This window comes from Blastococcus xanthinilyticus (assembly GCF_008124835.1).
Taxonomy (GTDB): Bacteria; Actinomycetota; Actinomycetes; order Mycobacteriales; family Geodermatophilaceae; genus Blastococcus; species Blastococcus xanthinilyticus.
The window spans coordinates 1-25849 of the sequence record NZ_VNHW01000026.1 but is presented as its reverse complement, the minus strand read 5'-3'; the positions used below and the strand labels follow the sequence as shown (position 1 = coordinate 25849).

Genomic DNA, 25849 nt, shown 5'->3' with positions numbered 1-25849 from the left:
CCGCGGCCACACGGCTTCGACTCGTCCCACCGCTCCCCGTCGTCACCCCCGGAGGAGCCGCCCTCAGCACCGCTTGACACAAGAGGAGCGTCATCTGCGGTGGCAGAACTCGTTGCTACGAAGAGGCACTAGCCGAGGCACGCGCTCGAACAGTCAGCCTGGCTGTCCCTGAGCGGCCGGCGGTTTCAAGCGGTCGTCGCAACGACTGGCTTTTCGGGGTCGGAGAGTAGTCGCTGCATGGCTTGGGCGGGGGTGCTGAATCCGAGGGTCTGGCGGGGTCTGCCGTTGAGTTCGGCGGCGACGGCGTCGAGGTGCTCGGCGGTGTGGACCGAGAGGTCGGTGCCCTTGGGGAAGTACTGGCGCAGCAGTCCGTTGGTGTTCTCGTTGCTGCCGCGTTGCCAGGGCGAGTGCGGATCGCAGAAGTAGATGGCCATGTCGGTGGCCAGGGTGATGGCCTGGTGCTGGGCCAGTTCGGTGCCCTGGTCCCAGGTCAGTGAGCGGCGCAGCTGGTCGGGCAGGGTGGTGATCGTCGCGACGAGCCGGTCGGGGACGGTCTGGGCGCCGTGCCCGTCGGGCAGGTGGACCAGCAGACAGAACCGGGTCTGGCGTTCCACCAGGGTGGCGATCGCCGAGCGGCAGTGGGTGCCCAAGATCAGGTCGCCTTCCCAGTGGCCGGGCACCGCCCGGTCGGCGGCTTCGGCCGGCCGTTCGCTGATCGAGACCATCCCGGAGATCTTCGCCGTGGTCGGGCTGGAAAACCCGTGAGGCCGGCGCCAGGCCCGACCGGTGCGCAGATGCCGGTGCAACTCGGTGCGCAGCTGACCGCGGCCCTGCACGAACAACGCCTGGTAGATCGTCTCGTGGCTCACCCGCATCGCCGCCTCATCGCCGTGCTCGCCGGCCAGGTACGCGCTGATCTGGGCCGGGCTCCACTTCAGACACAGCTTTGCCTGCACCGCCAGGGCCAGCCGTGCCTCCTCCAGTTTGAACGGCTTGGGCCGCCGCGCCCGCAGCCCGGCGCGTTTGTGCGCCGCGTACGGGGCGTACCTGGCCCGCCTCGCCCGCCCGGCCGCCGGCGCGGGCCCGTTGCGGCCCAGCTCGCGACTGATCGTCGACGGGGCGCGGCCCAGCCGGGCAGCGATCGTGCGCATCGACGTGCCGGCCAAATGCAGGTCGGCGATCTGGAATCGCTCCTCCAGCGACAGGTATCTCGCCGACACCACCCGCGGTGCCGCCGGCGGGCGACCGCCCGAGTCGCGTCGCCACCGATAGCCCTGCCGCCGATCCACGCCGACAGCCTCACAGGCGTGCGAAGACGACGATCCCGCCGTCACCAACTCCCAGAAGCGCTCCTGCCGCTCATCCCGAATACGCCGCCACTCCGAAACCACCACAACACCTCACGTTCGAAAGGTGTTGCGACGACCGCCTGAGTCCGCCGCCCACCATGGGACACGTCGGTCCACTCGAGCTGTGCCGCGTTGGTGGGCGGCCCAGGACCACCGACAGCGGAATCCGATGGAAGAACGGAGTACTGACACGTTCGCCGAGGACTGCGAGTGGACGCCGGAGTTGCTAATTCTCGCTAGGGGTACGTGCTGCACGACGGTTGGCGAAACGCGGCCGCCTCAGGGTGTAGCTCACGGCGTGCCGATGCGGCTCGCCAGTTCCACGAGCCGCCGGTGTTGCTCCCCCTCCACGGTACGAGCGAACGCGAAGACATCACTGCGCAGCTCGATCCGTTCCCCTGCATTAGGCGTGTCCGCTGACCACGCCTCGTGGTGCTCCTGGCATCGCATCGCCAGCGGCTCGGCGACAGTCCGGTCGCCGCCGAGACGGAGCGCCTCAGGGAGCCCCGCGGGAAAGAAGAGCCGAATGCGCTTCAGGGCAGGTTCAGCAAGCTTGTTCGCCCGCTCGCGTGTGCGCTCGTGAGCAGCCAGCAGCAGGACGAAGGCGACCTGGCCGAGCTGTGCGTCTTGGACCCGCAGGTGCCCGTACACCGCGCGCAGGATCCTTTTGCCATGAAAGCGATCAAGCTGCGTGCCGGCGGCCACGATGGCGTCGACCTCGGCCTGCGCCGCCGTGGTCAGCGAAGGTAGGTCCAAAGCGGCGAGCTTCTTGAGCCAGCCATCGGACTCGGACCGTGCCACCGCCTCGGCGTCATCGAGCTGGTCCGGACGCAGGGCCAGGCGGCCTACAGGGAGTTGCCGTTGCACTCGGAGGCGAACCTCATCCTCCACCCGGTCCTCCACAGCCCGTTCGAGGGCTGCTTGCACGGAGGGCACTGAGACTGCGTCAGTCTGAACCCCGAACGGTGCTAGGACGGCATGGATCGCCTCCGCGTCTAGGAGCAGGTTCTCAATCATCGCGACGGGCCAAGACACAACGTGCTCGTCGGTGGTTCCCCCGTCGGTGTCGGCGTCGACCAGTCCGAAGACGGGCGTGCCCGGGAGCTCCAGGCCCTCTTGTCGCAGTCGTTGCACAGAAGCAATCACGTCGCGCTTGGCTCGACCGGGCACGAGCGCCCAGGACTTGGTCTGGGGCAGCAGGCTGGTGACCACTCGGACGTCGCTGCTCAGGCCGCTGCGCTCCTCCTCCCCCTCGAGAAACACGATCGGCTTGGCACGGGTCAGCAGGTGGGTGGAACCGGTGATCGCGCGGGCCACCTCAAGCCGTTCCTGGCTCGTGGTGAGCCGACTGAGCTGATTGTCGGGACTGAGCGTCGCCGGGCTCACCAGGTACAGCTCCTCGTCCGTCAGCGCGTCGAGCAGGGTGGTGGAGTGCGTGCTGAGGATGAACTGCGCCGCCCCGCGGGCGGCGAGGTCGCGGAGGTACTGCAGCACCTGCAGCTGGAGCAGCGGATGTAGGTGAATCTCCGGCTCGTCCAGCAGCATGGTGAGCGGCACGAGGCCTGCGTCGGTGGCTGCAGGCGCCAACAGCTGATCGGACTGGCGCTCGACCAACGGCAGGAGAAGCGCAATTGCGGCCTTCTCCCCGGATGAGAGCTGGTCGATGTCGAACAGCGGCTCACTGTGCCCGGTGGGGCGAAATTTGACCTGAATGTTGTTGGGGTCACTGTCGTCGACCCCCGCAAATTCGAGGTGTGGCAGAAGGCTGCTCACCAACTGCTCAAAAGGCAGAAAAAGGTTTGGCACCACGCCAGCTGGCACTTGACCACCATGCGCTTCCCAGGTGGTGGTGACGAGTGCTTGCTGCCGGTCCCGCAGCCGGCCCAGGCTGGTCTTGACGAAGGCTGGTGCGTCCTCGGCGCTGCCGGACTCCCGGAGTGCCCCCTGCATACCCTGCATACCGGTTGGGACGAAGTACTGGAAGCTTGGCAGATTGTCGCTTGAGAGCAGTGCTCCGTAGGACGGCATTGGGTAGCCGAACAGTGAAACCTTGTTGAGTGCAGACGACCGCCACGTTCGGTGCGGCCCGACGAACATCACGGTCGTGCCCGGCTCGGCCAAGGCATGACGCTGCTGCCGCAACAGGTCCAGCAACGTGGATTTCCCAGCGCCGTTTGGGCCCGCCAGGACTACAAGGTTGCCCAGTCCGATCGCCTCGGCGCGCTGCAGGCCGCGGAGCGGTCCAACGGTGAACTGTCGTATGGCCACCCAGCAAGAGTGCCGCATAGGCGCCGACGACGCGGTCGGACACCGGTACCCCAAACCCCGCGCACGGGACTGCGCTGCTTCACGAGAGCGTCGACGCCTTACACGGCAGCAAACGTGCAGGCCTCGATGTCTCGCGCGTGGTCGAGCACCCGAACGTCTAGACCCTCCCCCGCCGCGCTCCCAACCCGCCTGCGGTCGGCGAGCCGGGCGACACCAGGTTCATGAGTGCGCCGGCCGCGGTCACGACGCCCCCAAGATGCAGCTGTATGGAGGCGAGGTCATGCCCGGACTCGGGGGTGCGGAATTCGCTGACTACCGATGGCGCCTGTGTCCGCTATAGGCAGCCAGGAGCCGCGATACGGCCGGGGGCCTTCTACCTGTCTTTGAAGCCGCCCTGGAGGACAGCGAAGAGCTCGAGACGGCCCTTCTACGAGGCGTCCCTTGCGGCCCGCCGCATGCGGAGCACTGGAGCCGTTTCAGCCCTAGAAATTCCTGAATCACCAGGCATCACACCTCATGCACTTGGGGTCGGAGAACTCGTGGTGACGAGTTTCAGGAGACTCCTCCGGAGTCTTGACGGCATGGGAGCCAGCGGTAGCCCCGAATGTCGAGCACGCCGGCGGGAGCGCGAACGGCAACGGCGTCAGCAATCCCGGCAGACGACTCCCAAGGCCCGCGCGGACCCGGCCGTAGCGGAAGCCCATGGTCGCGAGCGGCGAACCGCGGCGGCCACGTGCGGTTGGTGCCGTGGGCCGATCACCCCGCGGAGCCGAGGGCCGATCCCGAAATGGTGCTCGGCCACCTGCCGGCACCGCGCCTGGGCGCAGTCGAGAGCAGCGGCCTCCGGGCTGTCCGCGGTGGAGGTCGTCGAGCGGCGCGTCGAGGTCCAGGTGCCTCTCGTGCCCACCCGCCGCGACTGGCCCAGACTGCTCGGCGAGCTCGTCGGCCAGCTTGACGACGGGCGCATCTACGACCGCGACCTGCCCGCCCTGGCGCGGGCGCTCCAGCCCGTACTGGAGAGCTACAGGAGACGCGCCTACCGCACCGGCGCTCCCCACGTGCGCTGACCGATGCTGCAGCAGCTCTGCAGTAGCGAGGGGCACGTGCTCGCGTCTCCTGTGAGCATCAATCACCTCTCGTTACGCGCCTCCACAGGAGAGGAACAGGAGATGTTCGGGAGGCCGCTCCCCCACCGTCGTGCAGTAGCCATTACGCAGCAACGCCACTGATCCGGGAGATGTCGACATGGGTGATCCGCAGCTGCTCCGGGAGGTCTCGGTCGTCGATCGGCTCCTCCTCACGCCCGAAGAGGCGGCGGAGCTCCTACGCGTCGGCCGCACGACGGTGTACGCGCTCATGAAGCGCGGGGAGCTGCGTCCCGTGCACATCGGCCGCAGCTGCCGGATCTCTCAGGCAGAACTCGGCCGCTACGTCCGCCGGCTCGAGGCTTCCCCGTCCAGTCCACATCCTTCGCCGGAGGCCGCGTGAATCCACAGCGGGCCTGCTCATCGCCCGAGGGCTCGGCGAGACTGAGCCTTCGAAGCAGCGGCGAGGGGTAGCGGTGGCCGGACGCGCGTCGAACGGCGAATCGACGATCTACAAGGGCGCCGACGGGCGCTGGCACGGCTATGTCTCCGTCGGGTTCACGCTCGCCGGCAAGCTCGACCGCCGGCACGTCAGCAGCAAGAGCCGCGGCGTCGTGGTCGCGAAGGTCCGCGAGCTCGAGCGCAAGCGCGACTCCGGGATGATCACCGAGACGTCCACTCCCACCGTCGCCGAGTGGCTGGAGCACTGGCTGACCACCATCGCCCCGCGCCGGGTGCGACAGCGGACGCTGGAGAGCTACGAGTCGGCAGTCCGCAAGCACCTGGTCCCCGGCATCGGCCGGCACCGCCTCGACCGACTGCGGCCGGAGCACCTCGACCAGCTCTACACCGCCCTGCTCGGCGCCGGCTACTCCCCCGCCACTGTCCTGCGCCACCACCGGATCCTGTCGAGAGCCCTCACCGTCGCCGTCCAGCGCGGCCACGTCCCCCGCAATGTCGCCGCCCTGGTCGACCCGCCCGCCCAGCGGCAGAGCGACCTGGCCACCGCCCTCGACCTCGGCGAGGCCCGCGCCGTGCTGCACGCCGCGGCCGGCGTCCGCAACTCCGCGCGCTGGACGGTGGCCCTCGCACTCGGCCTGCGGCAGTCCGAGGCCCTCGCCCTGCAGTGGAAGGACATCGACCTCCTCACCGGCACGCTGACGGTCCGGCGCAGCATCCACCGGGTTCGCGGCGGTGGGCTGATCTACGAGGAGCCCAAGACCCGCCGCAGCCAGCGCACGCTCGCCCTGCCGATGCCTCTCGTCGACGAGCTGCACCGCCACAAGGCCGCCCAGCTCGGCGAGCAGATGCTGGCCGGCTCCGAGTGGCACGACGAGGACCTGGTCTTCGCCCAGCCCAACGGCCGGCCGGTCGACAAGAAGACCGACCATCACGACTGGACCCGGCTCCTCCAGGCGGCCGGCGTCCGGCACGTCCGGCTGCACGACGGCCGGCACACCGCCGCCACCCTGCTGCTCAGCGAGAACGTCCATCCGAGGGTGGTCATGGAGCTGCTCGGCCACAGCCAGATGCGCACAACCATGGACATCTACAGCCACGTCATGCCGGCGCTGGCCCGCGAGGCCGCCGACCGGATGAGCGCCCTGCTGCTGCCGGGTGAGGGTGGGCGAACTGCAACCAGAACTGCAACCAGAGACGACTCAGGCCGTCCCCCAAATGGAGAACGGCCTGGTCATCGGGGTGGAGCTGAGGGGACTCGAACCCCTGACCCCCACACTGCCAGGGCGGCTGGGGGTAGTTCTCGCGAGTACGCCAGCGTTCAAGTGTGCAGGTCAGAGAGTGGCGTGGCGGTCGACGATACCTGGGGAACGACCATGAATAGCGTTGCTTGGCCACGACTGTGGCACCACGCGAAGGCCGCGTAAGGACCGTTGAGCGGCGTCGCTGCGCGTCCAGAAACGAGCACCAGGACGAGCCGTACTGCCGGATCCGGACGGGCCTGGGGTCGGGGGGGGCCGCAGGCGACCACTACCCAAGGCACCCAGGCGTCCGAATTGACAAGTTCGTATACCTGTCCGTCCTGCTCAGCAGCGCGTGTGGGCTACTCATGCGCCGCAGTCCTGCCAGCCTGGGCCATCCGCGGACCGGCTCCGCCCAAGCGCAGGCTGCCTGAGTCGGGCGGCGGTGGCGACCTCCGAGGCGAAACGCCCTGCCCCGTCACCTGCCGGAGTAGACGCCCAGATCAACTGCCCACCTCGGCATCCTGCACCGAACACCGCAGCACGCCGGGGAGCACGGAGGATAGCCCGCTCCTCGGCACATCTCCTCCCCACCGGACGAGGCCGAGCGGAGGCGCAGGGCAGCAGCCTTCAGCCGCTGCCCAGCATCCCTCCAGAGGGGACCTCGACCTGCCTTGGCCAGGGGTGCCCACCCGTCATCTCTAGCGAGGAGCGTGCGGACTATGACCGATACCCCGGACTCCCGGGCCGGCACAGGCACGTCGACATGAGGCGGGCACAGGGACGCAGCCGGAACCGACCGAGTCGGCTGGGCACTACGGCGCGCACGGCGATCATCGCCGGCGCCGCGGCCGTGGTGTCCGGTCGGGTGGCCCGAAAGGCGCGCGTGTCACCGGCGCTGCAGCCGGCGCCCCCGGCGGCCGCCCGGGCCAGTGTCGACGAGTTGCACGTCGAGCTGACCAAGCTGGCGGAATTGCGCGACGCGGGCTTGCTGACCGAAGAGGAGTTCACCACCCATAAGGCCCACCTGCTCGCCCCCTAGCAGGTCGCGGGTGCAGGGCTTCTGATCGAGAGGCACGCCATGGGTGAGAGCAGTGCCCTGACACCGAGGCGGCCGTCGCTGGTCGACGTCGTGGTGCCGTTGGCCGCGCTGGCGGTCCTGATCGCCGGCTGCCTGCTGTTGTTCGGTCTGGACGCCCTGGACGGGCCCCTGCAGGTGGCTCTGGTGATGTGCGCCGCGATCGCTGCGCTCATCGCGCTGAAGAACGGACACCGCTGGGAGGAGGTGCAGAGCGCCGGGCAGGAGGCCATCGCCTCGGTGACCAGCGCCATGTTCATCCTGCTGGCCGTCGGCGCCCTGATCGGCACCTGGAACCTCTCCGGCACCATCCCGACCCTGGTGTACTACGGGATCCAGGTGCTCTCCCCGTCGTGGTTCTACGCCGCCACGGCGATCATCTGCGGCATCGTCGCGCTGAGCATCGGCAGCTCGTGGACCACCGCCGCGACCCTCGGGGTGGGTCTGGTCGGCATCGCGAGCCTGCTGGACATCTCGGTGGCAATCACCGCGGGCGCGGTGATCTCGGGGGCGTACCTCGGCGACAAGACCTCGCCGCTGTCGGAGACCACCATCCTGACCGCCCAGATGGTGGGGGTCGACCCGCGCGAGCACATCAAGCGCCAGGTCTGGACGTCTGCACCGGCGTTCCTCATCGCGCTCGTCGTCTTCGTCGTCCTGGGCTTCGTCACGGACGCGGACGTCCAGGACGCGGCAGCGACCGACACGGAACTGGCCGACCTGGACCAGCTGTTCTGGATCAGCCCGGTCAACCTGCTGCCCCTGCTGCTGCTGATCGTGCTGTCGGTGCGCAAGGCACCGGCGTCGCTGTCCCTGCTCGGGTCGGCGCTGTTCGCCGGCGTGCTGGCGGCCTTCACCCAACCGCAGGTCGTCGCCGACTTCGTCGCCGGCGAGGGCAACGTGGTGGTCGAGTCGATCAAGGCGACCTGGCAGACGATGGCGACCGGCTTCACCGCCGATACCGGCCTCGCCGACGTCGACCGGCTCGTCTCCCGCGGCGGCATGGAGAGCATGCTCCTCACGCTCTGGCTGATCTTCGGCGCGGTCACGTTCGGGGTCCTGCTGGAGAAGTTCGGGCTGATCGCACGACTGATCGACCCGATGATCGCCACCGCCAAGAGCACCGGGCGGCTGTTCGCGACGGTGTTCGCCTGCGCCTTCGGCCTGAACGTCGTCGCCGGAGACCAGTACATCGCCCTGGTTCTCCCCGCCCGCATCTTCCGGGTGGAGTTCGCGCGGCGGGGACTTGCCCCGACGAACCTGTCCCGGCTGGCCGCCGACAGCGGCACCGTCACCTCGCCGCTGGTGCCGTGGAACTCGTGCGGGGCCTTCATGGCGGCCACCCTCGGCGTCTCCACGCTGCTCTACGCGCCATGGGCCATCTTCTGCTACGCGAGCCCCGCGCTCAGCGTGCTGTACGGCGTCACCGGTTTCAAGATCGAGAAGGTCGAGCCGACGGCGCTCGATCAGCCCACGAGAGAGATGAGCTGATGATGGTCGACACTGTCCCGGGCTCTCGCGTCGGCGACGCGGCTGGGGAGGCCCCGAGCGCGACGACGGCGAAGATGAGCGTGCCCACGCTGACCGCGATGGTGGTCGGCAGCATGGTCGGTGCCGGCGTGTTCTCGCTGCCGGCCCGGTTCGGCGTGGCCACCGGCATCCTGGGCTCGCTGATCGCCTGGGCGATCGCGGGCGCCGGGATGTTGATGCTCGCCTTCGTCTTCCAGAATCTGGCGATCCGCAAGCCCGAGCTGGATTCCGGAGTATTCATCTACGCCAAGGCCGGCTTCGGTGACTACGTCGGGTTCAACTCCGCGATCGGCTTCTGGGCCAGCGCCGTCGCCGGCAACACCTTCTACTGGGTGTTCATCACCGCCACCCTCGGCGCCTTCTTCCCCGCCTTCGGCGACGGCGACACCGTCCTGGCGGTGGCGCTCGGCACCGTCGGTGTCTGGTTGTTCCACACCCTGATCGCGCGGGGCATCCGGGACGCGGCCGTGATCAACCGGATCGTGACCGTCTTCAAGATCCTTCCGATTCTCACCTTCATCGTGGTGCTGTTCTTCGCCTTCGACGCCGGCATCTTCGCCGACAACTGGACCGCCTACGGCTACGGCGACCTCGGCGGGCTCGACGAGCAGGTGCGCAACACCATGCTCATCACGACCTTCGTCTTCCTCGGGATCGAGGGCGCCAGCGTCTACAGCCGCTACGCCAAACGGCGGGAGGACGTCGGTAGGGCGACCGTCCTGGGGTTCCTGAGCGTGCTGGCGATCTTCTCCCTGGTGACCCTGTCGAGCTACGCGGTCATGACCCAGCCGGAACTCGCCGCCACCCGCCAGCCCTCCATGATCGGCGTGTTCGAATCCGTCGTCGGCGAGTGGGGCAGCTGGTTCATCAGCGCCGGCGTCATCATCTCCGTGCTCGGCGCCTACCTCGCCTGGACCCTCATGGCCGCCGAGGTCATGTACATGCCGGCCCGCAACGAGGACTTCCCCCGGTTCCTCGGCCGGGAGAACGAGAACGGGACGCCCATCACCGCGCTCGTGGTCAGTTCGATGGCAGTCCAGGCGCTGCTCGCCGTAACCCTCGTCCTGAGCGACGCGCTGAACTTCATGCTCGACCTGTGCGCCAGCCTGGCGTTGATCCCGTACTTCCTCGCCGCCGCGTACGGGCTGAAGCTCGGTCTCACGGGTGAGGCCTACGAAGGCGTGGACCGGAGAACGCGCCGCAAGGAGGCGATCTTCGCAGGGATCGCCACCGCTTACACGCTGTTCCTCTTCGAGGCCGCCGGCCTGCAGTTCCTCCTGCTGGCGACGGTGCTCCTCGCCCCGGCCACCCTGCTCTACGTCAAGGCGCGCAGCGAACGCGGCCGCCGGATGTTCACCCCGACCGAGATGGCGCTCTGCGCAGTGATCGTGGGCGGCGGAATCACAGGCGTCGTCGGCCTGGCGACCGGCTTCATCGCCATCTGACCCGGCCTTCGCCCACTCACGGTGTCCTACTCGAGCTCGACCCCTGGAGTTCCCATGAACCGCACCGGCGTCACCGCAAGCATCCTGCTCCTCCTGGTGGTGCTCACCGGCTGCAGCGCGTTGCGGACCGGCTCGTCCAGCTACGACCACACTCGGTTTCAGCTCGACAGCGTGGACGGGCAGGTCGGCTCGCTCCGGCTGCTCAGCGTCTCCATCGCGTCCCCGGGCACGCGAGGCAGCATCCATATCGCCGGTGACAGCGCCGCACTCCTGCTGACGGTCGCGAACGACGGCGAGGACGAGGACGTCCTCACCGGGGCGAGCACGGACGTCGCGGAGGGGGTCGTGCTCCGCGACGGCGACGCCCCCTCGGATCCCGACCTACAGGTGCCCGTGCCTTCGGGCAGCGTCGCGATCGTCCGCGATGTGACCGGACCGCACCTGGAGCTGTCCGGGCTGCAGGAAAGGCTCCGGAGCGGATTCAGCGTCCCGGTCACGTTCGAGTTCCGCGACGCCGGCTCGGTGACCCTCTCGGTGCCGATCCGCACCTACACCGACGTCCGACCGGACCGGTTCTCCATCTCGGCGCAGTGCCGTTGCTGACGCCCACCAAGACGGCGGGCCCCCCGCACGAGGCTGTCCAGCAGACGTGCGGCGCCGAACCCGGCGACCACTTCCGGACAGGGACCGTCAGCCGTGGGAGAGTCCGGCGACGCCTTGGGCGACGAGCACTATCGAGGTCGCTGAGATGCCGACGGCCATGACGCCGCCGCTGTGAGCGCTCAGCCATCTCCGCGCTCTGTCCAACGCGGTATGGATCCGTGCGGCCAGCAGTACATGCAGCACGAGCGGCAAGGCGACCGTCACGGCGGCGATCGCGGTGAACACCGCGACCGCGACCGCGGTGTCGGTGATGCTCAGATCGGCTGCGCCGATCGCCAGTCCTCCAGCTGCGGCCAGCAACACCGTCTTGGGACTGGCCGCCGACAGCAGGAGCCCTAGGCGCATCGCGCGGACCGGTGAAGCGCCGTTCAGGGACGGCAACCATGCGGGCTGAGCCTCGTCGCCCGGCGTCCACCACAGCTGCACGCCGACGGGCAACAGGACCAGGCCGAGCCCGAGCCTGGCCCAGTCAGCCCAGGTCGGCGTCACCTCGTAGAGCTCGACGAAAGAGGCCAGCGCAGCGAAGACGCCACTGCCCAGGACGATCCCGCTCACCCGGCCGGCCAGGAACGCGCTGACTGCCGCCCGCGCCCGGGACGTGGAGAGCAGCAGGATCGTGACGATGACGCTGGACGGCGACATCGCGATCGCCAGGGCATAGGGCGTGACCTCCCCGATCACCGCGGCCATGGCCATCACCCATGACTGCGCGTCGCCGGAAGTGGGGCGGCCCCGGCCACCGGCCTCACGCTCGGATCAGCGCGCGGAGTCGGTCGGCCTTCTCCTCGGTCCAGTCGGCGGGGCGGAGCAGCAACGCCCAGGCATCGACCGACTCGCGGGTGTAGCGGTGCCCGTGGCCCTCGGGCACGTCGGTGGAGAACGGCATGTCCAGGGTGACCTGCCAGAAGGTGACCAGCGGGATCCACGTCATCTCGTCGAGAACGTCGCGGCCGGCTTCCTCCTCCAGCCAGTCCGGCCGGCCGAGCAGCAGGGAGGGGCTCCACCAGGTCACCGGGTCCGACGGGTGCTGCAGGATCAGCACGCGGGCGCCGGTCCACGGCTCGCCGGCCGGTGGGGCGCCGCCGCTGATCTCGTTGCTGAACCGGACCGTGCGCCCGTCCCGGTACACCGGCTCGATCTCGGGGCTGCCGGCGTCGCGGTCGTCGCGGAACTCGGTGTGCAGGGCGTTGAAGTTCGGGGGTCCGACGAACAGCGCCCCGGTCACCCGGTTGCGGAGGTCGTACTCGCCGCTGAACGCGGTCTCCGCGCCGAAGGAGCCGAGGCTCTCCCCGAAGACGTACAGCTCCGGCCGGTCGTCGGGCTGGAGCGCGGTCCACCGCTCGTAGACGGCGTCGAACAGCTCCCGCCCCGCGGCCCGCGCCCGGTCCTGATCGATCAGGTAGGACAGCCCCGACGGCACGTAGGAGTACTGCATCGTGACGATCGCGGAATCACCGCCGGCGATGTACTCGAACGCCGACAGTGAGCCGGCGTCCAGCCAGCCGCGCCCGGTGGTCGTCGCCACCATCAGCCGCGCCCGGTCGAAGCCACCCGCTCGCTCCAGGTCGTCGACGGCGGCCTGTGCCCGATCCCGGACGTCGTCCGCGGTCTGCACGCCGGAGTAGATCCGGATCGGTGCGGGGGCGTCGGAGCCGGTGAACTCGGTGATCTCGGCGGCCGACGGGCCACCCGCGACGAACGTCCTGCCCTCGCGGCCGAGCGTGTCCCACTCGATGAGCGAGCCCGGCCCACCCGACCGCAGTCGGCTATCCGGTTGTTCGACGCCCTCGGGCGTCTCCTGGTCCTGCAGCGCGAAGGCCCGGTCCGCCGCGGCGAGCACCGCGTCGAGGGCCACCCCGCTGATCAGCAGAACGACCAACGCGGCGACGGTCAGCCCACCCAGGGCACGGGCGGCTGACGGGCCCACCCAGCGCGACAGCAGCCGGGCGATGCCCCGGCCCGCGGCGCGGACCCCCCGGCTGACGGCGACCAGGAGGGCGAAGACGACCAAGCCGACGACCGGTGCCAGTAGCGCACTGCCCAGCGATTCGGCCGGCATGCCCATCAGCTCGCGGAGCGTGCCCTGCCACCGCCGGCCGAGGATGAAGAAGACGACCACCAACACCGCGGCGACGACGAGGAACACCCGCCACGACCAGCGCCGCGGCGGGCGCGGACCACGGTCGGCGAACGCGCGCCACACCGCCGCGGCCAGCACACCCAGGCCGTAGCCCATCGCCGCACTGATCCCGCTGACCACGCCTTGGGCGACGCCCTCCCGCGGCAGCAGCGAAGGGGTGAGCGACGCACAGACCAGCACGACCGCTCCCCAGCAGCCCGGCAGCGCCAGCCGGGGCCACCGCCGCACCGGGTGGCCGGTGGTCGACGGGCGCTCAGCGGCCGGCCGCGGCGGCGCCTCCACCGCGGCCGTGCGCGGGGCGGTCATGTCGGCGGACCATGGCGGGTCCTGGCCGACTACGCGGTTCCCTGGAGAACTGAGGGCTCGTCGTCGGCGAATGCCGCACGCAGGGTGTCCTCCTGCTCCCGGGAGAGATTCGTGTGCATCAGGTGGGCGCGCCGCCCGGTGAACGCCTCCCGCACCCGGTCCAGGACGGCGTCGGAGGCCAGGACGAACAGCGCTGACGTTCCGGGGGTGATCTCCTCCCGCACGCGCTCGATGAACGTGTCGTCGATCCCGACGTCGGTCAGCCGGCCGGTGAGCGCGCCGGCCGCGGCGCCGATGGCCGCGCCGAGCAGGGGGACGAGGAACAGCAGGCCGAACAGCATCCCCCAGAACGCACCGCCGAGCGCGCCAGCGGTGGTCAGGTCTCGCAGCTGCCGCGTCTTCGGCTTCCTCGCGTCGGGTGCCCAGGACACCGTCGCCGCGTCGTGCACGGTGATCAACTGCTGCCGGGCGAGGTCGGTGAGGGTGGCGACGGTCTCGTCGGCTCCGCCGGGGGTGTCGAATCGCCACACGCTCAGGGTGGACATCGGGGCTCCCTTCCTGCAGATGTCTGCGGGCAGCATTCTCCGGACTGCCGCCGCCAGGCTGCCTCCTCCGCTCGGGATGAGCTCCCGCACCGGCGCCCGGCCAGGATCGGTACTCGCCACTGCGGATCAGCGAGACGGTCGCAGCCACACTCCGGCTCTGCGTTGCCTGTCCGGAGCTGCTACCCCCTACGGCTGCACGAGGTCCCACGGGCGTCCGGCCGCCGGCGACATTGCGCCCCGGGGAACGTCTCATCCCCACCGGACGAGGCCGGACAGCACGCGGAGGGGCAGCGTTCGGCTCCTGCGAGGCACTCCTCCGGTGGGCACCCGTCCTGCCTTGATCCGGTGCCCGCTGGCCTTCTCTCGAGCGAGGAGCGTGCGGACGATGACCGACACCACGATGTCCCGGGCCGGCACAGAGGCGCCGGCCGCCGCGTACGGCGTGCACTCCGAAGTCGGTGTGCTGCGCAAGGTGATGGTGTGCGCGCCGGGTCTGGCCCACCAGCGGCTGACCCCGACCAACTCCGACGATCTCCTCTTCGACGACGTGATGTGGGTGCAGAACGCCCGCCGCGACCACGCCGAGTTCGTGACCATGTTGCGCGACCGCGGCGTCGAGGTGGTCGAACTGCACGACGTGTTGGCCGAGACGGTGGCCATCCCGGAGGCCAAGACTTGGCTGCTGGACCGCAAGATCGTCGCCAACGAGGTCGGTCTCGGCCTCCTCGCCGATACCCGCGCGTTCCTTGAGGCACTCGACGACCGGCGGCTGGCCGAGTTCCTGATCGGTGGGCTGTCCACCGCGGACCTACCCGCGGACTTCCGACCCGGCTACGTAGCCCTCGCCCGCGAGTCCACCGGTGCCCGCGAGTACCTGATGCCTCCGCTGCCCAACACGCTCTACACCCGTGACACCACGTGCTGGATCTACGGCGGAGTGACGCTCAACCCGCTGTACTGGCCCGCTCGGCACGACGAGACGCTGCTGTACAAGGCGATCTACTCCTTCCACCCGGACTTCTCCGGCGCGCACGTGTGGTGGGGCGACCCGGAGCGGGACTGGGGGCAGGCCACGCTCGAGGGCGGCGACGTCATGCCGATCGGCAACGGCGCGGTCGCCGTCGGCATGAGCGAGCGGACGTCCCGGCAGGCCATCACTCAGTTCGCCGCCGCGCTGTTCGCCGAGCAGGCGGCCGAGCGGGTGATCGTCGCCGGCATGCCCAAGCTGCGCGCGGCGATGCACCTGGACACCGTCTTCACCTTCGCCGACCGCGACCTGGCCACCGCGTACGCCGACATCGTCGACGGCATCCACACCTTCTCCCTGCGCCCCGGCGACAAGGAGCCGGTCGAGGTGACCGAGGAGAAGGACTCGTTCACCGCGGTTGTCGCCGACGCGCTGGGCCTGCGCGAGCTGCGGGTGCTGCCCACCGGCGGGGACGCCTACGAGAGCGAGCGCCAGCAGTGGGACAGCGGCAACAACGTCGTGGCCGCAGCCCCCGGCGTCGTCTTCGCCTACGACCGCAACACCACCACCAACGCCCTGCTGCGCGACGCCGGCGTGGAGGTCCTTCCCATCGTCGGCGCCGAGCTCGGCCGCGGCCGTGGCGGGGGCCACTGCATGACCTGCCCGATCATCCGCGACCCCGTCGACTTCTGAGCGGGCGCGGGTGACCCTGTTCCGGTTTCCAGTGCTCGTCGCCGCCGCCACGGTCGGTGTCGCGCTCGGGGCGTGTGGCGGGTCGCCGAACGGCACGCGGAACGAGCCCGCCGGACTTCCGGACCTCGAGCAGTCGCTGACGGCCCATGACTGGCTGCTCTACGTCGGCGACAGCTCGCTCACCGGCGGCGTCGGAAATCCGGTGACGCTGGCCCTCTCCGGTGCGACCGCGGTGTCGGGCACTGCCCCGTGCAACACCTACCGGGGCGCGGTCACCCTCGACGGCGGCGATGGCGTGCGCATCGGGGACATCGCCACGACCCTGATGAGCTGCGAACCAGCGCTCGAGGCCGCCGAACGCGACTACCTCGATGCGCTGGCGCAGGTGCGCACCGCCGACATCAGCGACCCGGAACGGCTGATCCTCACCGCGGACGGCGTGCGGCTATCCTTCACCGCCATCGACCCGCGTGAGCTGATCGTCGGTGACTGGGCGCTCACCGGCGTCCGGACCGGCGCGGCGATCCAGAGCATGGTGGAAGGCGCCGAGCCGATCGCCCGGATCACCGCGGACGGGAACCTCGCCGTCGAGACCGGGTGCAACACACTGAGAACCACCTGGGAGATCGACGGTCAGGCCATCACCGTCGAGCAGCCGGCCGGGACCTTGATGAACTGCGAGGAACCGGCCGGCGTCATGGAGCAGGAGCGGGCCCTCGTGGCGGCGCTCACCACGGCCGCCACCGTCGACGTCACGCCAGCCGCACTGTCGCTGCTCGACGACGCCGGGGACATCGTGCTGACCGCTCGCCGGATGTGAGAGCCAGGCCCCTATCAGCGGACGGCCGGAGCTGAGGAGGAGACGTGACTACGACTCTGGCGCGCCGGCGCACCGTCGGGGATGTCGTCGTCGGCGTCCTGCTCATCGTCGCGGCGATGGTGATGTTCGGGGACGTCGTGCTCGCGACGGTGGTCTCGACCCTCCTGTTGGGCTGGACAGCGCTCGTCTCCGGGGCGGTGCTGGTCGCCAGGACGCTGCTCAGGATGCGGTCGGGCGCGTCCTGGACTCTCACGCTCGGCGGGGTGGTCCTCGTGGTCCTGGGGCTGTACGTCATCCGCAACCCTGGCATCGGGGCGCTGACCCTCACGCTGGTCGCCGGGTCACTCTTCCTCACCTCCGGGCTCATTCGCATGGCCAGCGCCTGGGCGAGCCCCGAGCTGCGAGGCCTGCTCGTCGTCAGCGGCCTGGTCTCCCTGGGCTTGGGTGTGTTCGTGCTGCTCAACCTGACGACCGCCACTCTCGGCCTGCTGGGCACCCTGCTGGCGATCCAGACGCTGATCGAGGGCGTCACGCTCGTGGCGGTGGGGCGGCCGCGGCGGGGTGGGACCCCTCGTGGTGCCGAGCCGAGATGAGTGGCTCTCCTGCGGTGGTGGCGGACTTCCCGGGGGATCCGGCGAAGGGATCTCCGCGGAAGGCCTCGATCGAGCGGGGAGGGGCGATGCCCACCTTCGACGTCCGGCGCCCCGACGCACCCGACAGGGCCGTCTCCCCACCCGGGCCGGGCACCCCGGCCGAGCAGGACGAGTACAGCCCCGCGTTCGCGGCCCTCGCCCTCCTCCTCACGACCGGGATCCTCATCGTCCTCGTAGTCGCGGCGTGGATCCTGGAAGGGTTGTGAGCGCACCCCGGGTAGGTCCTCGAGGTGCCGATCGCCCCGGCCTCGCCCACGCCGCGGTCACGGCGACCGCGGTGCACGGCTAGGGCCGCACCTCGTGCACGGAGACCACGTGCAGCCCGAGGTCCTGGATCAGCGCCAGCACGCCGTGCAGATGGGCCTCGTCGATGACCTCCCCGTAGATGATGGTCTCCGGTGGGGCCTCGATGAGGATCATGTCGGGGAACGCGCCGCGGGTCCGGTCCGACAGGTGTCCTGCGACACGAAAGTGGTAGTGCGAGGTCACCTTCACCCCCTTATGGTCGCTTCGCTGTCACAGTCACCCGACCTCCGGCCGGGCGCCTCGTCCGCCGAGGGGGAGGTGACCGGAGAGGTCGATCGCCTCATGGGCCACGACCGGCAACGGGCCCTTGGGGGCGGGCGGCGTGCGGCTGTCAACGCCGCCGCACGTCCGTCCGGGGTACCCGTCATCGCGAGGCGTCGCTAGGCGGCCGAGAGTGGGAACGGAGCACCGGAGAAGTTCTCGCGGGCCGCGCTTGCAGCGCTGTCCGGATCTCGCCGGTGGTCGTAGCGTGAGGTCATGGCTCCGGTCGGTTCGGGTGAGGCCTCGGCACTGGGCGCAGGGCGCCTCGGGGTGCCGAGAGTGAAGACTGCCGTGCCGCGGCTACCGGAGCGGCACGTGCACCGCCCCCGGCTGGTCGACGCGATGGAGGCCGCGGCCCCGGGGCAGCTCAGCCTCGTGTCCGCGCCCGCCGGGTACGGCAAGACGCTGCTGCTGGCCGAATGGGCGCACCAGCACACCGACGCCACCGCTTGGGTGTCGCTGGACGCCGATGACAACGACGACCGCCGTTTCTGGTCGGCGGTGCTGAGCGCGCTCACCTCGTGCGCAGCCGTCCCGGAGGACAGCGCCGTCCGCCGGCTGGCCGTCCCCGGCCGGCCCAGCCGAGACCCGGCGTTCCTGGCGGCCGTGGTCAACGCAGTCGACCTACTGCCAGCTCGGGTCCACCTCATCCTCGATGACGTGCACGAGCTCACGGCCCCCGACCCGCTGCACGGCCTGGCGGATCTGGTCCGCGACCGACCGACCGCGTTGCACCTGGTGCTCGCCGGGCGGAGCGATCCACGCCTGCCTCTGAGCCGGATGCGGCTGAACGGCGAGGTGTGCGAGACCCGCGCCGCGGCACTCCGGTTCTCGATGCGCGAAGCGGACGAAATGCTGGCCGGGACCGACGTCGTGCTCCGCCCCGACCAGCTGCGCCTGCTCGTCGCGCAGACCGACGGGTGGGCGGCCGGACTGCGGCTGGCGGCGCTGTCGCTGCGCGAAGCCGACGACACCGACCGGTTCCTGACCGACTTCGCCGGCAACAGCCGCGCCATCTCCGACTATCTCGTCGACGAGATCATCACGCGACTGCCGAGTGGCACGCTGGAGGTGCTCCGCGCCGTGAGCGTCTGCGACCCACTGTCAGCGCCGCTTGCGGTGACGCTGACCGGCCGCCCGGACGCCGGCGAGGTCCTCGACCGCCTGGAACACGACACCTCCCTCCTCCTCAGCGCAGGAGAGGGACGCACCTGGTACCGGCTGCACCCGCTGCTGCGGTCCCACCTGCTGGCCGATCTCCGGCGACGGCGACCCGACTTGGTGCCGGACCTGCACCGGCGAGCCGCCGACTGGTACGACGGGCAGGGCCACCCCGTTCCAGCGATAGGGCACGCGCGCCAGGCCGGGGACTCAGACCGGGTGACCCAACTCCTGCGCCGGAACGCCGTCTCACTGATTGCCGACGGGGCGTACCGCGTCCTGCGGGAGACGCTGGACGGGCTCGGCGGACGCTTCCTGGCCCAGGATCCGTGGCTGGCTCTCCTCGCCGCGCTCGTGGACGTCGAGACGGGGGCACTGGCGGCGGCCGACGCCCACCTCGACTGCGCCGACTCCGTGTGGCCAGCGGAGCCGAGACCCGAACTCACGGCGCTGCGTGTCCTCGTGCACGCCCGGCGGGTCAGCCTGACCGGCGACCCGGTCGAGATGGTGCAGGTAACTGAGGACCTCGGCGCGGCCTCCGGCGAACACCACGGCCTGGCCGTCATCGGGGAGCTGGACCGGGCGCTGGCTCTGCTGACCGCCGACCGCCCCGCCGAGGCGCAGGCCGTCGCCGAGGCCGCGACCCAGCGGGCGCGCCTGTGGGCACAGCCGTACCTGGTCGCACGGGGACTGACGGTCCTGGCCGCGGTCGAGTCCGTGCGCGGGAACTACCGGCGGATGGTGGCCCTCGCCGAGGAGGCCGACGAGGTCGTGCCCGGCGCTGACTGGGAGACCACGGCCGGAGCGGTGATGTCCTCCATCCTGCGCGCCTACGGGGCGCTGCTGAGAGCTGAGCCCGCCGCCTGCCTGGACCTGCTCGGTCCGGCGCTCGGCTTCGGTGATGCACCCGACGACGCGCCGCTGGACGCGGTGGAACCCACGGCCCGGGGGCTGCGGGGAGCCGCCCTGGTGGACCTCGGACGCGTCACCGACGGACTCGATGAGCTGCGGCGCGCACGCACGCGGACGGTGGACCACCCCCGCATGGCCGCGACCAGCGCGTTCCTCGCGTCGCTGGAGTACCCGGCAGCGACGCTCGCCGGTCACCGGGAGGTCGCCCGCACCGTCGCGGACTGGGTCGAGGACAGCCTGGGCCCCACGGGCGACGTGGTCCTGCTCCGGGCGCAGCGGCTGACGGCCATGGGCAGGCACAGCGGCGCCGCCGAGGCTCTGCGGCCCCTCCTGGACGGGACATTGCGCGCCTTCGTGCCGTGGGCGGTCCTCGAGGCCTGGGTGCTGGACTGCCGCCTGGCCGTGCTGACCGGACGTCGGGAGCACGCCCGCGCCTCGCTGAACCGCGCGTTGGAGTGGAGCGAGGCGACCGACGTGCTGCGACCGCTGGCCTGCGGTCCGACCGAGGTCGCCGATCTCCTCACCAGCCTGCTGGGCAGCTTCGACACTCGGGAACCGATCGCCCGCCGGGTCCTGCGCGCCCGGCTCGCTCTCAGCGCCGACGAGACGCGGGTGGGTCTCACCGGGCGGGAGCGGGCGGTCCTCGACCTGTTGCCCTCCCAGCGCTCCTTCGGTGAGATCGCATCCGAGCTGGCCGTCTCGCCCACTACCGTGAAGACCCACGTCCGAGCCCTCTACAGCAAGCTCGGCGCCAGCTCCCGGCGGGAAGCCGTGGACCAGGCCCGCCACCGTGGCCTCCTCTTTCCCGGCCCCTCGTGACCTCACCACGCCCGCCGCACCGTCGCAGGCGCCCCCGGCGCGCGGGCGACCGCCCCGGACCGGGGTGACCTGCGCACTCCGTCGTCGACGCGTCGACCGGTGCCTCGGTGGCCGATCGGTCGCCTGACCCCTGCTCGACCTCCCGGGCTCGGTCTCAGGCCAGGAGCTGTGCGTCCGTCGTGAGCTCCACGTTGAGCCAGAGGTCGTAGGGCAGGTGGGTCAGCCGACCGGCGACCGCGCGTCGCACCCGGTCCTCGTCGGCGACGTCCCGCTCGCCGGGGCGGACCACGAAGTCCACCTCGACGTAGAGCTTCCGGCCCACCTTGCCCACCCGGATGTCGGGCTCGCTCAGACCGTGCTCGGTCCGGACCGCGGCCACCGCGGCCCGCACCGGCTCCTGCACCGTCTCCGGCGGTGCCCCTTCGAGCAGCTCGGTCACCATCGTGCGGACCATCCCGACGGGAAGGGCGGCGATGAGGACGCAGGAGACGATGACCAGGACCGGGTCGACGTAGGCCTCCACTTCCGACCAGGCGGTGCCCCGGAGAACCAGCGCTGCCACGGCGCCCACGCAGACGACCAGGCTCAGGACGGCGCCGGCCATCCACTGCCGAGCCTCGGCGTCCAGCAACTCTGACGCCGGGTCCGCCCGCCGGAGACGGACCGCCAAACCCCACGACACGACCGCCGAGACGACCGCGTACCCGGCGACCGCTCCGGGCTCCACCTCCGCCCCACCCGAGGCGATGACCCGGACGGAGTCGAGCACCGCGTAGGCGCAGGTGCCCAGCAGCGCCAGCCCCTGGACACCGATGACCAGGGGGGTGAAGGCCTCGCGTCCGAAGGGGAACCGCCGGCTCGCCCCCGCCTCGGCGGCGCGGGCTGCGGCCAGCCCGAGGCCGGAGAGGACCGTCCCGATGAGGACGAACACACCGTCGAAAAGCACCACGCGCGACCCGGAGACCAGGCCCCAGACGACGGCGAGCACCGCCATCACAACGGAGGCCGCGATGGACAGCCGCAGGGCGGATTGCTCCCTGGTGCTCGTCCGCGGGCTCACAGGCCCCACGCCCCCTGGAAGAGCTGGCTGGCGACCACGAGGGCCAGTCCGACTCCGTCGCTCATCGGTGCCGCGCCACTCTGCACCCCCTGAATCCGTCCAGCCGGTGACGCTGCCCGTTCCCCCCGCCCGGCGCCTCGCCCGCTAGGGCATAGCGGCCCGTTGCCGCCGCCAGCGCCGACGCCGCCCCACGCCGTTGCCGGGACCTCGGCGTGCACGACGCTGCCGCCGGAAGGTTCGTCAGCTCAGCGCCAGATGACCGCTGGCGCAGCAGGGCCGTACGGCCCAGACGGTGTTCGGCAGCGGCGAAGCGACCTTCTCCCCCGCGTTTGGGAAATCTTTCTGCCTATCGAGTTCAAACTGGCGAGGCGCCGGCCAGGGTCTTCACACTGCCAGGCCGACCTGATGGCGTTCGCCAAAGTCCGCGGGGATCCGAAAACGACTGGTGAGCAGCGGATTTACCGCGTCGCCGGACGACGGCGAACGAGCGCGAACCAAGATCGAAGTGGGCGAACTGTAACCACCACTGCAACGACGGATCCCAGCCATCAGCGCTGCGACGGGATCGCTTCGACAGTCGTCCATGGTCTGACGGGCTTGCTAGGCGGGGTGCCAACGGCCCCCGATCCTCTTATGAGGAACAGTGGCATCGGCTCCGCAGTTCACGAGTCACCGAAAGAGAGCACCATCTGATCCGGGTCGTCATCTCCTCCGGACAGACGCCGGTAGCGGGTGTGGTTGCTCTGCGGGCTGTCGCCCACCCGTTCAACCCGCCCCTCCCGCAGCAGCGTGGTGAGCCAGTGACCCGTCAACTTCGGGTTCAAGCCCGCGATCGCGGCTACCTCAGCCTTCGACAGTGTGTGGGGCCCGAGCGCCACGAGGATCTCCGAGCGCCTGTTCGCGGGGGCACGCCGCTTTGGAGTGGCGTCACTGGCCGGCCAGTCCCTTAGCCGACTATGAAGCCGGTACGTGGTCCACCGGCTTGCCCCGCTCTGAACGACGAGCTCCCGCGTCACGAGGTCTTGAAGCTCTTTCGTTGCAACGCGGGAGTCGATACCGGTCGCCTTCCGGTAGGTGGCGTTGTCTAGGCTCTCGCCGCCTCGAAGCATGGCGAGCCCGACGATCTGAGTGTCGCTGAGGTCGCGCTCACCGAGATCACCGATCCACTGCACAACGGTGTCGCTCAGTAGCGCATGGTTCGGGAACGTGACCTTGAACGCCGAGATCGAGTCCTGGAACCGAGGCAGTTGCATGCCTGCGTGCCGAAGCGCGGCGTACATCGCCTTGATCCCGGAGCCTCGGTTCTCGCAGACGGTGCGGTCACCACCCGGCATCGGCACGTCTTCCAAGATGCGCAGCAGAGCCGAGTTCCGAGACGAGGAGAAGGTCTTTTCACCGAGCGCATGAACGGTTACCGGGCCAAAAAGTCCGCCCGGATTCTGGATTTCCAACCGATCCGGGTACATCTCGATCTGAACTTGCGTGCCCCGACTCGCAGCCGAGAAGTCGCGGTGCACCAGTGCGTTGACGATTGCCTCACGGAGAGCTGTCTCTGGGTAGTCCCAGGCGTCGGCTCGCCCTGCCCCGGTGACGACGGACCGCCTGCTCATGTTGCGCCGCAGCGCGACCAAGGTGTCTCGCACGATGACCGGGATCGGACCTTCGAGAGTTACGTTGTCGATGAAGCGAGCGACGTCGACTCCTTCCCCGGCCTCGAGGCTGGGGTAGTGCACAAAGCTCAGCATCAACTGGGGGAAAAACTCCTGCGGGTAGCGCCCCAGCGCTACGAGACCGCCAAGTGACGGGACCAGTTGACCGTCGTCTCCGGGAACCAAGACCCGAGACAGGCGAAGCACATCCTGAGTCGTGCCGTCCTTGTAGGCGTAGGGGCGGTTGACCCGAAGTCGTGATACGTACCCGTCGACAAGCTCCGAGTCGAGGTGCTCAGTCGTCGCCCCCGGGACGGGCTCCAGGTCCTCGGTGGGCTGCCCACGAGAAGCCATCATCATCTGGATCTCGTAGGTCGTGAGGTGCCTGTCGCCGTCGGCAACGCGGATGAAGCTGCCCCGGTCCATGCCCGCACCCGTGTAGAAGCAGGGGCGCTTGTCCAAGCTCATGCGAGGGACTTCTGCGGTGACGAGGTGAACGCCCTCGAACTCATGTGTCTCGATGAGCAACCGCAGCGGCGGCTCCATGTTCGTAGAAGCCATAGCCCCTAGATCGGCGGCGACCTTCGCTGCATCGTCCACCCCGGTCGCGGCGAAGTTGCTGCTCTCGTCAAGCCCGAGGACGATCACCCCGCCGTCTGTATTCGCGAAGGCGGACAGCGTCTCTCGCGTCGACTTCGGTAGGGCAGTCTTGGACGCCTTAGCTTCAACGTCGGCCCCGTCGGCGCCGACGGCACGCAGGTGCGCGACGATGTCAGCTAGCTCATCTGCCGTCACTGCGGGCCCCCTGTCTACGGGCTCCCAGGCGAGAACCGCATGCCGATCCTAACGAACGGCATGCGGTTCGGTGTGATCGGCATGCCGTTCATCATCAGCGGCATGCCGATCACCGGCCTCGGCAGCGTCTTTAAAGACCGCCTCAGCACGGCGGCTGGTTGCTGGGCGCACCGCTCGTCGGACCCGCGGATCCACGAGGGCGCTGCAGGCCACCAGATCTTCCCAGGGCATCCTCGCCTCCATTGGGGCAGGCCATGCGCAGGGTCATCCTCACCTCGGGGGTCACTCAAGGCGCAGTCGAGCAGCGCCTTGATGCGCTCGAGTCGGTGCCCTCGGTGTTGCGTCGCAGGTGCAAGGTCTCGGCAGTCGCTGCCTTGGATGACCCCAGAGACAGGTATGTCACCGAAGCGGCCCAGAGGAGGTCGCGGGGGCGCTGTCGGTATCAACGGCGGAGACTCCGCAACAGCGCTTCACCACGCCGCAGGAGGTCGTCGTACGTCGCCAGCTCGATATGCCGGCTGTTCAGACGCACTGCGACGGCCTGCGACGTGCTCGCCAACCGGCAACCTCTGTCCTGCGTCGCCCTCTAAGCGCGGCCGATGCCCCCGGCATCCCGACTACAGGTGCACAAGATCAAGTGCCACACACGTCTTGCATCTCGGGCATGGAACTCGTGGTGACGGAGTACAGGAGGATCGCCAGCAGACTGAGGACATGGGAACCAGCGGCACCCCTGAGTACCGCGCCCGACGGCGGGCGCGCGAGCAACAACGCCGCGAGCGTCAACGCCGCACCCCGGAAGAACGCCCTCGTCCGGACCGGGCCGCCCTCGCGGCGGACGGGCCGGAACGACGCACTGCCGCGACGACCTGCGGGTGGTGCGGTGGACCGATCACCCCGCGCAGCCGCGGTCCGATCCCCAAGTGGTGCTCGGCCACTTGCCGCCACCGGGCCTGGGAGCAGAGCCGCGCGGCGACCTCGGGCAGGGCGGCGGTGCAGGTGGTGGAGCGGCGGGTCGAGGTTCGTGTCCCCCTCCAGCCGACCCGCCGGGACTGGCTGAGATTGCTCGGCGATCTCGCCGGTCAGTTGGATGACGGCCACGTCTATGACCGAGACCTGCCCGCCTTTGGTCGGGCGCTGGAGACCGTCCTGCGGTCCTACCGGCGGCGGGCGCGCTGGAGCGGCGGCGCACCTGACCTCACCTGAGTGCCCGGAGGCGGGGCTCCCTTATTGCTCCTGTGAGGCGCCGACGGTGACGTCCGGACCGTTGTCGTGGAGCGGGAGGCCGCGGGGGTGACGGGGGTGGTGACGAACCGACCGGCCCGACGTCACCCCAACCGGCGCGCCACTGGCCCTCGCTGGCGACGTGACTCCCGGCCCCGTCGGACGGCAGCGCCCTCTGCCCGCGCGGCACGCCCCGTCGAGAGGCGCACCGATCCGCTTCGAGTGGTCGCGCCGGTGACACCCCGGGCGGCTTGCCGTTAGGCAGCTGACCAGACCCTGTCACCCTCGGCGTCGCGTACTCGTCACAACGGATTGCGCAGCCCTGGATGACGCTCCTCTTGTGTCAAGCGGTGCTGAGGGCGGCTCCTCCGGGGGTGACGACGGGGAGCGGTGGGACGAGTCGAAGCCGTGTGGCCGCGG

Annotated in this window: 21 protein-coding genes; 13 read left to right on the top strand and 8 right to left on the bottom strand. The window is 70.0% G+C overall.

Annotation, left to right across the window (positions count from 1 at the left end):
• Positions 1-185 precede the first annotated feature (185 nt).
• Positions 186-1391, bottom strand: coding sequence for an IS30 family transposase (locus BD833_RS22070; protein WP_208092829.1), 1206 nt, complete (start codon positions 1389-1391; stop codon positions 186-188).
• Between the two features lie 249 nt (positions 1392-1640).
• Entirely contained in the window at positions 1641-3617 is a 1977-nt protein-coding gene (locus BD833_RS22065) for an AAA family ATPase (protein ID WP_166535312.1), read from the bottom strand.
• Between the two features lie 890 nt (positions 3618-4507).
• Here BD833_RS22065 and BD833_RS22060 point away from each other — a divergent pair.
• The 7 genes from BD833_RS22060 to BD833_RS22030 all read left to right on the top strand — a co-directional run bounded on the left by BD833_RS22060 (position 4508) and on the right by BD833_RS22030 (position 11058).
• Positions 4508-4684: a hypothetical protein gene (locus BD833_RS22060; RefSeq protein ID WP_243737887.1), complete on the top strand. Its 177-nt coding sequence runs from the start codon at positions 4508-4510 to the stop codon at positions 4682-4684.
• A gap of 178 nt (positions 4685-4862) precedes the next feature.
• Positions 4863-5105: a helix-turn-helix domain-containing protein gene (locus BD833_RS22055; RefSeq protein ID WP_166535310.1), complete on the top strand. Its 243-nt coding sequence runs from the start codon at positions 4863-4865 to the stop codon at positions 5103-5105.
• A 73-nt stretch (positions 5106-5178) separates the two neighbouring features.
• Positions 5179-6588, top strand: a complete 1410-nt coding sequence (locus BD833_RS22050; protein WP_166535309.1) for a tyrosine-type recombinase/integrase — start codon at positions 5179-5181, stop codon at positions 6586-6588.
• Positions 6589-7168: 580 nt separating this feature from the next.
• Positions 7169-7444 carry an SHOCT domain-containing protein gene (locus tag BD833_RS22045; protein WP_166535308.1) on the top strand — a complete coding sequence of 92 codons (276 nt, stop codon included), beginning with the start codon at positions 7169-7171 and terminating at the stop codon, positions 7442-7444.
• Positions 7445-7483: 39 nt separating this feature from the next.
• On the top strand, positions 7484-8971 hold the full coding sequence (gene nhaC / locus BD833_RS22040; RefSeq protein WP_166535307.1) for a Na+/H+ antiporter NhaC: 1488 nt from the start codon (positions 7484-7486) through the stop codon (positions 8969-8971).
• Positions 8971-10455 carry a basic amino acid/polyamine antiporter gene (locus tag BD833_RS22035; RefSeq protein ID WP_208092828.1) on the top strand — a complete coding sequence of 495 codons (1485 nt, stop codon included), beginning with the start codon at positions 8971-8973 and terminating at the stop codon, positions 10453-10455. Before nhaC ends, BD833_RS22035 begins: the two co-directional genes overlap by 1 nt.
• A 54-nt stretch (positions 10456-10509) precedes the next feature.
• Positions 10510-11058, top strand: coding sequence for a copper chaperone PCu(A)C (locus BD833_RS22030; protein ID WP_166535306.1), 549 nt, complete (start codon positions 10510-10512; stop codon positions 11056-11058).
• Positions 11059-11145: 87 nt separating this feature from the next.
• On the opposite strand, the gene BD833_RS22025 is transcribed toward BD833_RS22030, so the two are convergent.
• The 3 genes from BD833_RS22025 to BD833_RS22015 are packed head-to-tail and all read right to left on the bottom strand — an operon-like array spanning position 11146 to position 14109.
• Positions 11146-11808 carry a GAP family protein gene (locus BD833_RS22025; protein WP_166535305.1) on the bottom strand — a complete coding sequence of 221 codons (663 nt, stop codon included), beginning with the start codon at positions 11806-11808 and terminating at the stop codon, positions 11146-11148.
• Between the two features lie 55 nt (positions 11809-11863).
• Complete coding sequence (locus tag BD833_RS22020) at positions 11864-13564, bottom strand: alpha/beta hydrolase (protein WP_166535304.1); 1701 nt, start codon at positions 13562-13564, stop codon at positions 11864-11866.
• 29 nt (positions 13565-13593) lie between these two features.
• Positions 13594-14109, bottom strand: a complete 516-nt coding sequence (locus BD833_RS22015) for a DUF1269 domain-containing protein (RefSeq protein ID WP_166535303.1) — start codon at positions 14107-14109, stop codon at positions 13594-13596.
• Between the two features lie 385 nt (positions 14110-14494).
• Between BD833_RS22015 and BD833_RS22010 the strand changes: the two genes are divergently transcribed.
• From BD833_RS22010 to BD833_RS21995, 4 genes are all read left to right on the top strand, one after another.
• Positions 14495-15769 carry an arginine deiminase gene (locus BD833_RS22010; RefSeq protein WP_208092827.1) on the top strand — a complete coding sequence of 425 codons (1275 nt, stop codon included), beginning with the start codon at positions 14495-14497 and terminating at the stop codon, positions 15767-15769.
• A gap of 10 nt (positions 15770-15779) precedes the next feature.
• Positions 15780-16589: an META domain-containing protein gene (locus BD833_RS22005; RefSeq protein ID WP_166535302.1), complete on the top strand. Its 810-nt coding sequence runs from the start codon at positions 15780-15782 to the stop codon at positions 16587-16589.
• A gap of 44 nt (positions 16590-16633) precedes the next feature.
• A complete protein-coding gene (locus BD833_RS22000; protein WP_166535301.1) occupies positions 16634-17182 on the top strand; it encodes a DUF308 domain-containing protein in 549 nt (182 codons plus the stop codon).
• Positions 17183-17268: 86 nt separating this feature from the next.
• Positions 17269-17448 (top strand): hypothetical protein, encoded by a 180-nt coding sequence (locus BD833_RS21995; protein ID WP_166535300.1) that lies wholly within the window; start codon positions 17269-17271, stop codon positions 17446-17448.
• Positions 17449-17527: 79 nt separating this feature from the next.
• On the opposite strand, the gene BD833_RS21990 is transcribed toward BD833_RS21995, so the two are convergent.
• A complete protein-coding gene (locus tag BD833_RS21990; protein ID WP_243737886.1) occupies positions 17528-17737 on the bottom strand; it encodes a hypothetical protein in 210 nt (69 codons plus the stop codon).
• Positions 17738-18088: 351 nt separating this feature from the next.
• Between BD833_RS21990 and BD833_RS21985 the strand changes: the two genes are divergently transcribed.
• Positions 18089-20701 carry a winged helix-turn-helix domain-containing protein gene (locus BD833_RS21985; protein WP_166535299.1) on the top strand — a complete coding sequence of 871 codons (2613 nt, stop codon included), beginning with the start codon at positions 18089-18091 and terminating at the stop codon, positions 20699-20701.
• Between the two features lie 154 nt (positions 20702-20855).
• Here the strand turns inward: BD833_RS21985 and BD833_RS21980 are convergent, their stop codons facing one another.
• Positions 20856-21761, bottom strand: a complete 906-nt coding sequence (locus BD833_RS21980; RefSeq protein WP_279536051.1) for a cation diffusion facilitator family transporter — start codon at positions 21759-21761, stop codon at positions 20856-20858.
• 662 nt (positions 21762-22423) lie between these two features.
• A complete protein-coding gene (locus BD833_RS21975; RefSeq protein WP_166535297.1) occupies positions 22424-24205 on the bottom strand; it encodes an ATP-binding protein in 1782 nt (593 codons plus the stop codon).
• 714 nt (positions 24206-24919) lie between these two features.
• Between BD833_RS21975 and BD833_RS23150 the strand changes: the two genes are divergently transcribed.
• Entirely contained in the window at positions 24920-25411 is a 492-nt protein-coding gene (locus BD833_RS23150; RefSeq protein WP_243737885.1) for a hypothetical protein, read from the top strand.
• The last annotated feature ends 438 nt before the right edge of the window (positions 25412-25849 follow it).

Bases quoted from the DNA above. Each gene is read 5' to 3' on its own strand.
- BD833_RS22045 (WP_166535308.1), top strand. From the start codon at position 7,169: ATGAGGCGGGCACAGGGACGCAGCCGGAACCGACCGAGTCGGCTGGGC.
- BD833_RS22035 (WP_208092828.1), top strand. From the start codon at position 8,971: ATGATGGTCGACACTGTCCCGGGCTCTCGCGTCGGCGACGCGGCTGGG.
- BD833_RS22010 (WP_208092827.1), top strand. From the start codon at position 14,495: ATGACCGACACCACGATGTCCCGGGCCGGCACAGAGGCGCCGGCCGCC.
- nhaC (WP_166535307.1), top strand. From the start codon at position 7,484: ATGGGTGAGAGCAGTGCCCTGACACCGAGGCGGCCGTCGCTGGTCGAC.
- BD833_RS22020 (WP_166535304.1), bottom strand. From the start codon at position 13,564: ATGACCGCCCCGCGCACGGCCGCGGTGGAGGCGCCGCCGCGGCCGGCC.
- BD833_RS23150 (WP_243737885.1), top strand. From the start codon at position 24,920: ATGGGAACCAGCGGCACCCCTGAGTACCGCGCCCGACGGCGGGCGCGC.
- BD833_RS22015 (WP_166535303.1), bottom strand. From the start codon at position 14,109: ATGTCCACCCTGAGCGTGTGGCGATTCGACACCCCCGGCGGAGCCGAC.
- BD833_RS22055 (WP_166535310.1), top strand. From the start codon at position 4,863: ATGGGTGATCCGCAGCTGCTCCGGGAGGTCTCGGTCGTCGATCGGCTC.
- BD833_RS22025 (WP_166535305.1), bottom strand. From the start codon at position 11,808: ATGGCCGCGGTGATCGGGGAGGTCACGCCCTATGCCCTGGCGATCGCG.
- BD833_RS22030 (WP_166535306.1), top strand. From the start codon at position 10,510: ATGAACCGCACCGGCGTCACCGCAAGCATCCTGCTCCTCCTGGTGGTG.
- BD833_RS21995 (WP_166535300.1), top strand. From the start codon at position 17,269: ATGCCCACCTTCGACGTCCGGCGCCCCGACGCACCCGACAGGGCCGTC.